The following is a 14,219-nucleotide window of genomic DNA, read 5'->3' on the forward strand; positions in this document are numbered from 1 at the left end:
ACGCTATGCGCCGCTATCCGGGTTTGACCACGATGGCTTTTTACTTGCTGTGCCAGTACGCCTGCGAGCGCACCAGCTGCTGATCGATGCTCTCATCCTCAAAGCGCGCCAGCAGCGATTTCACCACCGCGCCTTCGCCGGTCAGCCAGATGAAATAATCCTCCGCCGGCACCTTCACCTGCGCCAGACGCTCGGCGACGAACGCCGGATGGTGGCCCACCACCCACTCGATGTTAAAGCCGTCGAGATCCGCCAGATAATCTTTATATGACGCATCGGCGATAGTGACGATGGCCGTCACCTGCGGCGTCACCGCCAGCTGACGCAAACCCAGCAGACGACGACGCAGCGCCGGCATACCGGACTCATCGCAGACATACAGTTGCCAGGCGTAATCCTCCGGCACCACCAGCGAGCCGCGCGGACCGCCGATCACCAGCTTATCGCCCACTTTTGCCTCCAGCGCCCAGCGGCTGGCGATTCCGCCGTCGTGGATAAAGAAGTCGTACGCCAGCTCATGGCGTTCGGCATCGTACAGCGGCGTATAGTCGCGGGTAGCAGGCCGCACGCCCTCGCCCCAGTCAATCCCCTCCTCGGTCACCTGCGGCGGGGCAAACGCCGCGCCCGGCTCCGGGAAGAAAAGCTTGGTGTGGTCGTCAAAGCCGCGGGAAACGAAACCTTCCAGCGCCTCGCCTCCCAGCACGATGCGCTGGAAAGCCGCGCCTGCGCGCTCCACGCGCAGCACCGTCAGCTCACGGAAACGCAGCTCATTGCGGACACGCTGCGGGTACTTGTCTGCTTTGGTTTTTGTCATCATCGATCGCCTTCGTGAACAGTAAATAGATATATCTAAACTCGATGCAAATGATAATGATTGCCATCTAAAAAGAATGCAAGTCTTTTTTTGATATAGTCAAAACAAACCGCATTAAAATTCCAGAATCAAAAATAAACAGATAAATATCAACAAATTAAAAAATAAATCACAACCAGCATTGCGAGAATTCATTTTTTAGATATAAATTAGATATATCAAAACATAGCAGGAGGTAACCATGCGACATCATCATGAAGACGGGCGTGGGCCGCGCGGGCGCCACGGTGACCCCAGCGAACACGGCGACCATGGCCGTCGCGGCGGCGGACGTCGCCAGCGTTTCTTTGGCCACGGCGAACTGCGGCTGATTATTCTGGACATCCTCAGCCGCAGCGCCAGCCACGGCTATGAGCTGATCAAAGAGATCGAAACCCTCACCCAGGGGAACTACAGTCCCAGCCCGGGGGTGATCTACCCGACGCTGGATCTGCTCCAGGACCAGGGTCTCATCAGCGTGGAAGACGACAACGGACGCAAAAAAATCGTCATCAGCGAAGAGGGGAAACAGCTGCACGCGGAGAACCAGGAGCATCTGGCCCATATCCAGGAGCGTCTGCAGGCGCGGATGGTCGGCTGCGAGCTGCGCCGCGATCCGCAGATGAAGCGCGCGCTGGAGAATTTCAAAGCGGTCCTCGACCTGAAAGTGAACCAGCAGGCCAGCAGCGCCGCCCAGCTCAAGCAGATCATCGGCATTATCGACCGGGCGGCGATGGAGATCTCCCAGCTCGACTAAGCCTCCTTTCTCACCATCGGCTGCCCCGCGCTGGGGCAGCCCGCACCACGACGGATCGTGCCGCTCAACGCCGCAAGGCAGAAAATCTCGTCAGCTCAGGAATAAAACGTGCCAATAATGGCGCCATGAGATTAAATTTTACACATTTCGTCTTTTACTTTGCATTTATCCCGATTTTCACCGCTTCTGCCGAACTGGCGTAATCCCTGCAATACTTAATCCAGTATCGTGTGATACGTCCGCCCCAGGAGCACATTTTGAACAGGTTACCTTCCAGCGCATCGGCTCTGGCCTGCAGCGCACACGCACTGAATCTCATTGAAAAGCGCACGCTTGACCATGAGGAAATGAAAGCACTTAACCAGGAGGTCAGAGAATACTTTAAAGAGCATGTGAATCCGGGGTTTTTAGAGTATCGAAAATCGGTCACAGCCGGCGGGGATTACGGAGCCGTAGAGTGGCAAGCGGGAGGGTTAAATACGCTTGTCGACACCCAGGGACAGGAGTTTATCGACTGCCTTGGCGGGTTTGGCATCTTCAATGTAGGGCACCGTAATCCAGTTGTGGTATCCGCCGTCGAGAATCAACTCGCGAAACAACCGCTTCACAGCCAGGAACTGCTGGATCCGCTACGCGCGATGCTGGCGAAAACCCTGGCGGCCTTAACGCCCGGCAAACTGAAGTACAGCTTCTTCTGCAACAGCGGTACCGAATCGGTAGAGGCGGCCATCAAGCTGGCGAAAGCCTATCAGTCGCCGCGCGGTAAATTCACCTTCATCGCCACCAGCGGCGCCTTCCATGGCAAATCGCTGGGCGCGCTGTCGGCCACCGCCAAGTCGACTTTCCGCAAACCGTTTATGCCGCTGCTGCCGGGCTTCCGCCATGTGCCGTTCGGCGATATCAACGCCATGCGCACCATGCTGAGCGAGTGCAAGAAAACCGGCGACGACGTCGCGGCGGTGATCCTTGAGCCGATTCAGGGCGAAGGGGGCGTGATCCTGCCGCCGACGGGGTATTTGCCGGCGGTGCGTAAGCTGTGCGACGAGTTTGGCGCCCTGCTGATCCTCGACGAAGTGCAGACCGGCATGGGCCGCACTGGCAAGATGTTCGCCTGCGAGCATGAGAACGTTCAGCCCGACATTCTGTGTCTGGCGAAAGCGCTCGGCGGCGGCGTGATGCCGATCGGCGCGACGGTGGCGACGGAAGAGGTCTTCTCGGTGCTGTTCGACAACCCGTTCCTGCACACCACGACCTTCGGCGGCAACCCGCTGGCCTGTGCGGCGGCGCTGGCGACCATCAACGTGCTGTTGACGCAAAACCTGCCGGCGCAGGCGGCGCAGAAAGGCGATATGCTGCTGGACGGTTTCCGCCTGCTGGCGCAGGAGTATCCGGACCTGGTGAATGAAGTGCGCGGGAAAGGCATGCTGATGGCCATCGAGTTTGTCGATAACGAGATTGGCTACGACTTTGCCAGCGAGATGTTCAGACAGCGGGTGCTGGTCGCCGGGACGTTAAATAACGCCAAGACGATCCGCGTTGAACCGCCGCTGACGCTCACCCTTGAGCAGTGCGAGCAGGTGCTGAAGGCGGCGCGTAAGGCGCTGGCGGCCCTGCGCGTCTCGGTTGAAGAGGCGTAATAAACTGCCCCTCCCCCCGGTCCTCTCCCAATGGAAGAGGACCGGGATTATCTTCTGCTCTGGATTTCCCTCACACCTGCGGTAGCAGGCCGATAAAGCTGCGCTTCTGCCGCGGCTGCGACATCATCTCTTCCAGCTTTTCGACGCAGGCTAAATAGTGCGGGGTCTTCTTATGCGCCAGCACCGCCTCATCGTCTTTATAGGCTTCGTAGATAAAAAAGCGGGTCTTCACCTCCGGGTCCTGCAGGACATCAAAGCGCAGGTTGCCCGGCTCCCGCAGCGCCCCTTCGTGGTTGGCGCGGAACACCTCGAGAAACTCATCCACCCGCTCGGGTTTGATATTGATCTCCACCAGCGTCACATTCATTTCCGCTCTCCCTGTTTCTCTTCCTGCCAGAACTGGTACGCTTCGCGCGCGTTCAGATTCTCATGCACCACCTTTTTCACCGCCTTCAGCATTGCGCGCGGGGCGCTGGACTGGAAGATATTGCGCCCCATATCCACCCCGGACGCCCCCTGGTCGATCGCCCGCCAGCACATCTCCAGCGCCTCATGCTCCGGCAGCTTTTTCCCCCCGGCGATGACGATCGGCACCGGGCAGCTGGCGGTCACTTTTTCAAAGCCTTCCTCAACGAAATAGGTCTTCACAAACTGCGCCCCCATTTCGGCGGCAATCCGGCTGGCCAGCGAGAAGTAGCGCGCATCGCGGGTCATCTCTTTGCCGACGCCGGTCACCGCCAGTACCGGCATACCGTAGCGGTTGCCGGCGTCCACCAGTTTGATGATGTTGTTGATCGACTGATGTTCGTATTGGCTGCCGATATAGACCTGCGCCGCCACTGCGCAGACGTTCAGGCGCAGCGCATCTTCCATCGCCACCGCCACGCACTCGTTGGAAAGTTCGCTGAGGATCGAGTTGCCGCCGGAGGCGCGCAGCACCACCGGTTTGTTGGTCGCGGCCGGCACCTGACTGCGCAGTACGCCGCGGGTGCACATCAGCACGTCGGTTTCCTCGAACAGCGGCGCGATAGAGAGATCGATGCGCTCCAGCCCGGTGGTGGGTCCCTGGAAGTAACCATGATCGAAGGCCAGCATGACCGTGCGGTTGCTGTGCGGATTAAAAATGCGCGCCAGCCGCGACTGCATGCCCCAGTCCAGCGAGCCGCAGCCTTTCAGGGTATACAGCGTGTTCTGCTGCGGGCGGTCGAGGCCGAAGTCCTTGCCCTCTTTGATATCGTCTAAATCAGCCATCTCATCCTCCGTCAGAAGTCGTAGTTATTGATGTTCTCTTTGCTGAACACCACGCGCTCCGGCAGCAGCACGATACCGTTGCCCTTCGCCTCATACTGGTAGCCCTGCACGCTGTTCGGTTCGACCTTCAGCGAGCCGATATCTTTCACCTCAACGCTGTCGCCGACGTTAAGATCGCCCTTTTTCAGCAGACGATCGGCGACGTTAACCGCAATTTTGCCCTGCTGAACCACATCCCACAGGCCAAAGGCTTTCACCGTGCCGCGCTCCACGTACGGGCGCATCACGTTGGGGGTACTAAAGCCGACGATCGCCACGCCCTGGCGCTTGAGGTTTTCCGCCGCCTGCGCCGCCGCCGGCAGGGCATTGGCATCCGGCGCGATAATGGCGTCAAGATCGGGATACGCTTTTAAGATCCCCTCGGCAGTTTGCAGCGATTTGGTGGCATCGTTATAGCCAAACTGGGTGGTGACGATTTGCCACTGCGGATGTTCTTTTTCGATTTTGGCTTTGGCTTCCTTCACCCACTGGTTCTGGTCGGTCACCGTCGGGCTGGAGTAGAAAAACGCCACTTTGGCAGCGGGCCTGGTCACCTGCTTTTCCGCCATCTCCACCAGCAGGCCGCCGAGCTGCTGCGGGGTGCCCTGATTGATATAGATGCTGCGGCACTCCGGTTTGGTATCGGAATCCCAGGTCAGGACCTTCACCCCGCGCTGCATCGCCCGCTTCAGCGCCGGACACAGGCCGTCCGGCGAGACGGCGGAGACGATAATCGCGTTGTAGCCCTGGTTGACGAAGTTGTTGATCAGCTGCACCTGGCCGGAGACGCTGGGCTCGGTGGGGCCGTCATAGGTGACATCCACGCCCAGCGCTTTCCCCGCCTCTTTCGCGCCGTTGCCGCCGCTGGTAAAGAAGCCCACACCGACCAGCTTAGGTATAAAGGCGATGCGGTCCGCCGCCTGGGCGGTTGCCACGCTTAACGCCAGCGCCAGGACGCTCGTCTGGAGGATTCGTTTGGTTTTCATCGTATGTTTATGCTCCGATTGTTTTACGCGAGAAAAGACGCCGCCAGGTCGCGCGCACCCATTCACGGTGCAGGCTCAGCGAACGCCCCATCACCACCACAACCAACAGCGCCCCTGACAGCGCGCTCGACACCTGGTTGGGGATGCCGACCATCTGTAAACCCTGTTGCAGATACCCCACCAGCAATGCCGCCAGCGCGGTACCCAGTATCGATCCCGAGCCGCCGTAAATATTGGCCCCGCCGAGCACCGCCGCGGTCAGCGCCGGCATCAGCAGATCACGGCCTAAATCCGAACGCGCCGAGCCAAAATAGGAGACCATCACCAGCGCCGCCACTGCCGACGCCACGCCCACCAGGCCATACAGCACATATGGGATGCCGTTGACCGACAGCGCGGCATAGCGGGCGGCGCGCGGGTTTTGCCCGAGTAAAAAAAGATGGCGGCCAAAGCGCCCGCGATGGGCCAGCAGCCAGAAGAGAAAGGTGATAACCGCGAACAGCACCAGCGGCAGCGGCAGCCCGCCCAGGGTTAAATTGGCGAAGGCGGTGAAGCTGTCGGGAAAGCCGCCGATCCCTTCATAGCCGGTGGCGCCGGCCATGCCGGAAAGCAGCAGCGCGCCGCCGCCGTACAGATACAGCGTCCCGAGGGTGATCACCAGCGGGCTGATGCCGGTGTAGTGGATCAGCGCGGCGTTGATTAACCCGCACAGCAGCCCCAGCAGCAACGTCAGCGACACCGCCAGCCACAGCGGCCAGCCCGCCTGGGTCATCACCCCGAGGGCGATGGCGCACAGGCCGATGGTCGAGCCCAGCGAAATATCGATCCCGCCGCTGATGATCACCAGCGTCAGCGGCAGCGCGACGATGCCGATGCAGATAAAGTCGCTGGTGCTAAAGAGCAGCATATTGAGATCCAGCATGCGCGGATTCAGCGCGCCGAACAGCAGGATTTCCACGACTAACAACGCCAGCAGCGCGCTTTCCCAGTTAAGCTTCAGCTTCATTTACGCCACCTCTTTGCTTTTGCGTTCGGGAAAGCGGGCTACCTGTTTGCCCCCTTTGTTGCCGGGCTGGAAACGGCTGTACTTCAGCGCCCGCTGATGGCGGGTCAGCGCCTGGCGCAGGCGGCCATCAAGGACCAGCACCCCGAGCAGGACCAGGCCGGCGATAAAGTCATTCCACCAGGCGGGAAGGCGGAACAGCACCAGCACGGTGTCGATTTGGGTGAGGAAGAAGGCGCCGAAAAACGCGCCGAGCAGGGTGCCGGTGCCGCCGAGCAGCGAAATCCCGCCCAGCACGCAGGCGGCGATGGCTTTCATCTCCAGGCCGCTGCCGGTCTGATTGGGCACAAAGCCAATCTGCGCGGCGAAGACGATCCCGGCGCAGGCCGCCAGCATACCGTTGAGGGTAAAGGCCAGCATCCGCGTGCGGTTGACCGCCACGCCCAGCTGGCGGGCAGCGGCGAGGTTATCGCCAACGGCATAGAAATCACGCCCGGAGGCGGTGCTCGACAGCAGCCATGCGCCCGCCAGCAGCAGCGCCAGCACCAGCCAGCCCAGCGGCGAGACGCCGATAAACAGCGGCTCCGAGAGCGATTTCAGGCTATCGGGCAAGCCTTCGATCCATTTCCCGCCGGTCCACAGCAACATCACCCCGCGATACAACCCCAGCGTGCCGAGGGTGGCGACGATCGCCGGAATGCGCAGCCCCACCACCAGCAGGCCGTTAAAAGCCCCGGCCAGCGCGCCAATCGCCAGCGCGAAGGCGATCGCCGTCGCCAGCCCGTAGCCGTTGTTCAGCGCCACCCCAACGGCGATGGCGCTCAGGCCAACGGTGGAGCCCACCGACACGTCGATATTGCGGGTCAGCATCACCAGCGTTGCCCCCAGCGCCAGCAGGCACAGGATTTGCGAGCTGGCGAAAATCATCGCCAGCGTCTGCAGGCTGAAATAGGCCGGATTGAGCGCCACCAGCACGGCAAACAGCGCCACGATGGCGAAGAAGGCGCTCAGTTCGCGATTCTTGAGTAACGTTTTCATGCCTGCCCTCCAAAGGCCAGGGTCATCATGCGATCGACGGTCACCGCCTGCCGCGCCAGCTCGCCGCTGTAGCGGCCCTGATGCATCACCAACACCCGGTCGGCCAGGCCAACGAACTCATCCAGATCGCTGGAGATCATCAGCACCGCCACATTTTGCGCGGCAACGCTTTTCAGCAACTGATAGATATCGGCGCGGGCGGAGACATCCACGCCGCGCGTCGGTTCATCGACAATCAACAGCAGCGGGTTAGCCTCCAGACAGCGCGCCAGCAGCACCTTCTGCTGGTTGCCGCCGGAGAGGGTACGCACCGGCTGATCGCCATCGGCCAGCTTGATCCCCAGCGCCCGGTGATAGCGTTCGACCACCGCCGCCTCCCGTTTCCCCTGCTGCCACCACGACGGCTGATTGAACATCACCGTGTTCCAGCGCACCGGCGCATCGAGAAACAGCCCGGAGACCTGGCGGTCTTCGGGCAGATAGACCAGCCCGCTGCCCAGCCTGGCGCGGGTGCTCTCCTGACTAATCTCGCGGTTCTCCAGCCAGATCCGCCCGGCGCGCGGCGGACGCAGGCCGTATAAGGTTTCAGCAAATTCGGTGCGCCCGGATCCCACCAGCCCGGCGAGGCCGACGATCTCCCCGGCGCGGATCTCCAGACTGAGATCGATAAAACCTTCGCCAGTGAGATCCTCCACCCGCAGAACGGGAAAATCCTGCGCCTGGGTGCGGCGGTTGCCCGGCAGCGCCAGCCACAGCTTTTGCGTGTCGCTCAGCGCATGGTCGCGGCTGGCCGGCGTCATGGCGCTGATAAGCTGCTGGTCGCCGTAGCCCGCCGTTTCGCCGCTGAGCACTACCGCCCCATCGCGCATCACCGACACATGGCTGGCAAGCTGGCGGATTTCCGGCAGTTTGTGCGAGATAAAGACGATCCCCACGCCAAGCCCCTGCAATGCCCGGATCTGCTGAAACAACCTTTCCGTTTCGCCCGGCGTTAAAGAGGCGGTGGGTTCATCAAGGATCAGGATCCGCGCCTCGCGCATCAGGCCGCGCAGGATCTCGACCATCTGTTGATCGGCTACCTCAAGCGTGCTGGCGCTGGCGTCCAGGTTGATCTGGCAGTTCAGCTGCTGCAGTTTTTGCTGTAGCCGCGCGGCGGTATCCGCCCGCTTCGGCAGACGAAAGAGAATGTTCTCGCGCACACTGAGGTTGGGAAACAGCATCGGCTCCTGCGGCACCAGATAGATGCCCAGCTGGTGGGCCAGCGCCGGGTTAAGGCGCGCAAACGCGCGTTCGCCGATCGTCAGTTCACCGCTATCCGGGGTTTCGACGCCGGCGATGATCTTCATCAGCGTCGATTTACCCGCGCCGTTGCCCCCCATCAGCGCATGCACCTGGCCCGCGCATAGCGTAAAGTCGATGCCCTTCAGCACGGCAACGCCGGAGAACTGTTTGCGGATCTGGCGAGCTTCAAGCAGTGGCTTCATCGTCGCGCCTCGTTTGAACAAATGATTTTTAAATTTAATAATGTTCAAAAGCGTAGACGGTGAACTATATTTACAACCGTGCGAAGATCACAGTTTGGCGCTTTAGATCGTCCGGAAAAAAGGGGCCAGAGAGGAAAGATCCGTTTTGCCAGTCGGCTCACACTTTCCGGCCGCGCAATAGCGAACATATGATCTAAATTTTTATAAGAGTTCAATTTATGAGCGAAAAACGCATTACGGAAGACCATCGCTACGCCGGGCTGGCGTTAGCCGAGGAAGAGCTGGTGGCGCGGGTGGCGTGGTGTTACTACCACGACGGCCTGACGCAAAACGACATCGGCGAGCGTTTGGGGCTGCCGCGGCTGAAGATTTCCCGCCTGCTGGAGAAGGGTCGCCAGTCCGGGGTGATCCGCGTGCAGATCAACTCGCGCTATGAAGGCTGTCTGGCGCTGGAAAGCGAACTCCAGCAGCGCTTTGGCCTCAAGATTGCTCGCGTGCTGCCGGCGCTCAACACCCCGCCGATGAATACCCGGCTGGGGATCGGCGCGGCGCAGTCGCTGATGGGGATTCTGCAACCGGGACAGCTGCTGGCGGTCGGCTTCGGCGAAGCCACCATGAGCTGCCTGCAGCATCTCAGCGGCTTTATCGGCTCGCAGCAGGTGCGGCTGGTGACCCTCTCCGGCGGCGTCGGCCCCTATATGACCGGCATCGGTCAGCTGGATGCCGCCTGCAGCGTGAGCATTATTCCGGCGCCGCTGCGGGTCTCGTCGGCGGAGGTCGCCGAAATCCTGCGCCGCGAATCCAGCGTGCGCGATGTGATGCTGGCGGCGACGGCGGCGGACGCGGCGGTGGTTGGCATTGGCGCTATCGATCAGCGGCGCGACGCGACCATTCTGCGCTCCGGCTATATCAGCGAGGGCGAACAGCTGATGTACGCCCGCAAAGGGGCGGTCGGCGACATTTTAGGTTATTTCCTGCAGGCCGACGGCCGGCCGGTAGAGGGGCTGGAGATCCATCGGGAACTGCTCGGCGTGACCCTGGATGAGCTGGCGCAGCTGCCGACCATCGTCGGCGTCGCCGGAGGAGAACAAAAAGCGCAGGCGATTCATGCCGCTCTGATTGGCAAGCGGATTAATGGCCTGGTAACGGAAGAGACAACAGCACGCGCGGTGCTCGCGCTGGCCTCCTGAAGGCCCGGCGCCGCGTGACAACAGCGAGGCGCATGTCATGAGTTACCTGTTAGCGTTAGATGCCGGGACCGGCAGCATTCGGGCGGTCATTTTCGATCTCAATGGCCGCCAGCTGGCGGTGGGCCAGGCCGAATGGAAACACCTGAGCGTCGATAACGTCCCCGGCTCGATGGAGTTCGACCTTACCACCAACTGGCAGCTGGCCTGCCAGTGCATTCGCCAGGCGCTCGACGCCGCCCGGCTCTCTCCCGCCGATATTCAGTCCGTCGCCTGCTGTTCGATGCGCGAAGGGATCGTCCTCTATGACCGCAACGGCGAGGCCATCTGGGCCTGCGCCAACGTTGATGCCCGCGCCAGCCGCGAAGTCGCGGAGCTTAAAGAGATCCACGACTATCGTTTTGAATCCGAGGTGTACGAGGTCTCCGGGCAAACGCTGGCGCTCAGCGCGATGCCGCGCCTGCTGTGGCTGGCGCACCATCGGCCCGATATCTACCGCAAGGCGGCGACCATCACCATGATCAGCGACTGGCTGGCGGCGAAGCTTTCCGGCGAGCTGGCGGTCGACCCGTCAAACGCGGGCACCACCGGCATGCTCGATCTGTTCAGCCGCGACTGGCGTCCGGCGCTGCTGGATATGGCCGGGCTGCGCGCCGATATGCTGTCGCCGGTGAAAGAGACCGGCACGCTGCTGGGCGCCGTCACCGAAGCGGCGGCCCAGCAGAGCGGCCTGCGCGCCGGGACGCCGGTGGTGATGGGCGGCGGCGACGTGCAGCTCGGCTGCCTGGGGCTCGGGGTGGTGCGCGCCGGACAAAGCGCAGTGCTCGGCGGCACCTTCTGGCAGCAGGTGGTGAATCTGCCGCAGGTGCGCACCGACCCGCAGATGAATATTCGCGTTAACCCTCACGTCATTCCCGGCATGGCGCAGGCGGAGTCCATCAGCTTTTTTACCGGCCTGACCATGCGCTGGTTCCGCGACGCCTTCTGCGCTGAAGAAAAGCTGATTGCCGAGCGCCTCGGCGTCGATGCCTATTCGCTGCTGGAGGAGATGGCCAGCCGCGTACCCGCCGGTTCCCACGGCGTGATGCCTATTTTTTCCGACGCCATGCACTTTAAGCAGTGGTACCACGCCGCGCCGTCGTTTATTAACCTCTCCATCGATCCGGAGAAGTGCAATAAAGCCACTCTGTTCCGCGCCCTGGAGGAGAACGCGGCGATTGTCTCCGCCTGCAACCTGGCGCAGATATCGCAGTTTTCTGGGGTGACTTTCGATAGCCTGGTGTTTGCCGGCGGCGGCTCGAAGGGAGCGCTGTGGAGCCAGATCCTCAGCGACGTCACCGGCCTGCCGGTGCGGGTGCCGGTGGTCCGCGAAGCCACCGCCCTCGGCTGCGCCATCGCCGCCGGCGCTGGCGCCGGGCTGTACGGCGACATGGCCAGCGCCGGAGAAAAGTTAGTGAGCTGGCACCGCGAGTTCACCCCTAATCCGCAGCATCGCGAGCTGTATCAGGAGATGATGAGCAAATGGCAGTCGGTATATGCCGATCAGCTTGGTCTTGTCGATAGCGGGCTGACAACGTCGATGTGGCAGGCGCCGGGCCTCGAACGCCGCCAGCGCGCTGTGTCTTCCCCCTCCCCCTAAACCTCTCCCTGAGGAAGAGGGGACCGTTCAGCGCGAAGCCTGATTTTCAGTGCCCGCTCGCCCCTCTCCCTTTGGGAGAGGGCCGGGGTGAGGTGCAACGCTTCGCCGTTCTTTGAATCCCATCACAATCACCGCACTCCCCTTTTCCCTTTTTCTTCACGACGGCTAAATTAGTAACTCATCCGACCACATAACAATAATTTTACATTGGAAGCCATTATGAGCCGCTATCCGTCGCTTTTCGCCCCGCTTGAGCTGGGCTTCACCACCCTCAAAAACCGCGTGTTGATGGGCTCCATGCATACCGGTCTGGAAGAACTGCCCGACGGCTCGCAACGGTTAGCGGCCTTTTACGCCGAGCGCGCGCGGCACGGCGTGGCGCTGATCGTCACCGGCGGCATCGCGCCCGCCCCGTCCGGGGTGACCATGGCCGGCGGCGCGGTACTCAACGATGTCAGCCATCTGGCGCATCATCGCCAGATCACCGATGCGGTACATCAGGAAGGCGGTAAAATCGCCCTGCAGATCCTGCACACCGGGCGCTACAGCTACCAGCCCGCGCTGGTCGCCCCCTCTCCTCTGCAGGCGCCGATTAACCGGTTCACCCCTCATGAGCTGAGCCACGACGAGATCCTCACGCTGATCGATGATTTTGCCCACTGCGCCCAGCTGGCGCGGGAAGCAGGCTATGACGGCGTGGAGGTGATGGGCTCTGAGGGCTATCTGATTAACGAATTCCTCGCCGCGCGCACTAACCAGCGCAACGATCAATGGGGCGGCGATTACGCGCGCCGGATGCGTTTCGCCGTTGAAGTGGTCAAGGCCGTGCGCCAGCGCGCCGGTCACGATTTCATTATCATCTACCGTCTGTCGATGCTCGATCTGGTTAACGACGGCAGCACGCTGGCGGAAGTCACCGCGCTGGCCAAAGCCATCGAGGCGGCGGGGGCGACGATCATCAACACCGGCATCGGCTGGCACGAAGCGCGCATTCCGACCATCGCCACTCCGGTACCGCGCGGCGCCTTTAGCTGGGTCACCCGCAAACTGAAGGGCGCGGTGTCGATCCCGCTGATCACCACCAACCGCATCAACGATCCGCAGGTCGCGGAGGCGATCCTCGCCCGCGGCGATGCCGACATGGTCTCAATGGCCCGCCCGTTCCTTGCCGATACCGAATTTATGTCGAAAGCGCAGAGCGATCGCGCCGATGAGATCAACACCTGCATCGGCTGCAACCAGGCGTGTCTCGATCGGATCTTCGTCGGCAAAGTCACCTCCTGTCTGGTCAACCCGCGCGCCTGCCATGAAACCCTGATGCCGGTCCTGCCTGCCAACGCCCCTAAGCGGCTGGCGGTGGTCGGCGCCGGGCCTGCCGGTCTGGCCTTCGCGGTTAACGCCGCCGCCCGCGGTCATCACGTCACGTTGTTCGATGCCCTCCCGGAGATCGGCGGCCAGTTTAATATCGCCAAACAGATCCCCGGCAAAGAGGAGTTTTATGAAACCCTGCGCTACTACCGTAGAATGCTCGATCTTAACGGCGTCGATCTACGTCTGAACACCCGCGTCACGGCAGACGATCTGCTGGCGTTCGATGAGACGATCCTCGCCACCGGCATCGCCCCGCGCCTGCCGGCGATCGTCGGGATCGATCATCCCAAGGTGCTCAGCTACCTGGATGTCTTACGCGATAAAGCGCCGGTTGGCGCGAAGGTGGCGATTATCGGCTGCGGCGGCATCGGCTTCGACACCGCGATGTATTTAAGCCAGTCGGGGGTCGCCACCAGCCAGGATATCGGCGAGTTCTGTCGCGAATGGGGTATCGATACCAGCCTGCGGACGGCGGGCGGGCTGCATCCGGAAGGCCCGCAGCTGAGTCAAAGCCCGCGACAGATTGTGATGCTGCAGCGCAAGGCGAGCAAACCGGGCGACGGGCTCGGCAAAACCACCGGCTGGATCCACCGCGCCACGCTGCTGGCGCGCGGCGTGAAAATGATCCCGGCGGTCAGCTATGAGAAGATCGATGATGAGGGATTACACGTGACGATCGGCGGCGAGCGCCAGCTGCTGGCGGTGGATCATGTCGTGATCTGCGCCGGTCAGGAGCCGCGCCGTGAACTGGCGGATCCGCTGCGCGCGGCGGGAAAAACGGTGCATTTGATCGGCGGCTGCGACGTGGCGGCGGAGCTGGATGCGCGCCGGGCGATTGCCCAGGGCACGAAGCTGGCCCTGGCGATTTAGCCGTGTCCCGGGGGCGGCGCGATGCGCCTTCCCCGGGCTACCACGATAATCCCGAACGGTAGCCCGGCTAAGGCGACAGCCGCAAGCCGGGGGGAAAACAACAA

General features: G+C 61.8%; 12 protein-coding genes. 5 read left to right on the forward strand and 7 right to left on the reverse strand.

Going from position 1 to position 14,219, the window contains the following annotated elements:
* Positions 1-40: 40 nt before the first annotated feature.
* Positions 41-817, reverse strand: coding sequence for a siderophore-interacting protein (locus tag AC6CWS_RS17555; RefSeq protein ID WP_074442618.1), 777 nt, complete (start codon positions 815-817; stop codon positions 41-43).
* Positions 818-1,055: 238 nt separating this feature from the next.
* Between AC6CWS_RS17555 and AC6CWS_RS17560 the strand changes: the two genes are divergently transcribed.
* Complete coding sequence (locus AC6CWS_RS17560; protein ID WP_023291070.1) at positions 1,056-1,610, forward strand: PadR family transcriptional regulator; 555 nt, start codon at positions 1,056-1,058, stop codon at positions 1,608-1,610.
* 257 nt (positions 1,611-1,867) lie between these two features.
* A complete protein-coding gene (gene ygjG, locus AC6CWS_RS17565) occupies positions 1,868-3,247 on the forward strand; it encodes a putrescine aminotransferase (protein WP_023291071.1) in 1,380 nt (459 codons plus the stop codon).
* A gap of 70 nt (positions 3,248-3,317) precedes the next feature.
* Here the strand turns inward: ygjG and lsrG are convergent, their stop codons facing one another.
* From lsrG to lsrA, 6 genes are read right to left on the reverse strand one after another with little or no spacing between them, the layout of a single operon-like run.
* The gene (gene lsrG, locus AC6CWS_RS17570; protein WP_004181386.1) at positions 3,318-3,614 is read right to left on the reverse strand and encodes a (4S)-4-hydroxy-5-phosphonooxypentane-2,3-dione isomerase; all 297 of its coding nucleotides are present in this window, start codon (positions 3,612-3,614) and stop codon (positions 3,318-3,320) included.
* Entirely contained in the window at positions 3,611-4,498 is an 888-nt protein-coding gene (lsrF, locus tag AC6CWS_RS17575) for a 3-hydroxy-5-phosphonooxypentane-2,4-dione thiolase (RefSeq protein WP_023291072.1), read from the reverse strand. The genes lsrG and lsrF overlap by 4 nt, the downstream gene beginning before the upstream one ends.
* 11 nt (positions 4,499-4,509) lie before the next feature.
* Positions 4,510-5,523 carry an autoinducer 2 ABC transporter substrate-binding protein LsrB gene (gene lsrB, locus AC6CWS_RS17580; RefSeq protein WP_064155346.1) on the reverse strand — a complete coding sequence of 338 codons (1,014 nt, stop codon included), beginning with the start codon at positions 5,521-5,523 and terminating at the stop codon, positions 4,510-4,512.
* A 7-nt stretch (positions 5,524-5,530) separates the two neighbouring features.
* A complete protein-coding gene (lsrD, locus tag AC6CWS_RS17585) occupies positions 5,531-6,529 on the reverse strand; it encodes an autoinducer 2 ABC transporter permease LsrD (protein ID WP_048335373.1) in 999 nt (332 codons plus the stop codon).
* Complete coding sequence (lsrC, locus tag AC6CWS_RS17590) at positions 6,530-7,564, reverse strand: autoinducer 2 ABC transporter permease LsrC (protein ID WP_065882625.1); 1,035 nt, start codon at positions 7,562-7,564, stop codon at positions 6,530-6,532.
* The gene (gene lsrA / locus AC6CWS_RS17595; protein WP_065882624.1) at positions 7,561-9,048 is read right to left on the reverse strand and encodes an autoinducer 2 ABC transporter ATP-binding protein LsrA; all 1,488 of its coding nucleotides are present in this window, start codon (positions 9,046-9,048) and stop codon (positions 7,561-7,563) included. The genes lsrC and lsrA overlap by 4 nt, the downstream gene beginning before the upstream one ends.
* Positions 9,049-9,266: 218 nt before the next feature.
* Here lsrA and lsrR point away from each other — a divergent pair, with 218 nt between their 5' ends.
* The 3 genes from lsrR (at position 9,267) to AC6CWS_RS17610 (ending at position 14,115) form a co-directional block, all read left to right on the forward strand.
* Positions 9,267-10,238 carry a transcriptional regulator LsrR gene (gene lsrR, locus AC6CWS_RS17600; protein WP_004206105.1) on the forward strand — a complete coding sequence of 324 codons (972 nt, stop codon included), beginning with the start codon at positions 9,267-9,269 and terminating at the stop codon, positions 10,236-10,238.
* A gap of 37 nt (positions 10,239-10,275) precedes the next feature.
* A complete protein-coding gene (gene lsrK, locus AC6CWS_RS17605) occupies positions 10,276-11,874 on the forward strand; it encodes an autoinducer-2 kinase (RefSeq protein ID WP_023291078.1) in 1,599 nt (532 codons plus the stop codon).
* Positions 11,875-12,093: 219 nt separating this feature from the next.
* A complete protein-coding gene (locus AC6CWS_RS17610) occupies positions 12,094-14,115 on the forward strand; it encodes an NADPH-dependent 2,4-dienoyl-CoA reductase (protein WP_065882623.1) in 2,022 nt (673 codons plus the stop codon).
* The last annotated feature ends 104 nt before the right edge of the window (positions 14,116-14,219 follow it).

This window comes from Klebsiella sp. M041, from assembly GCF_059759695.1.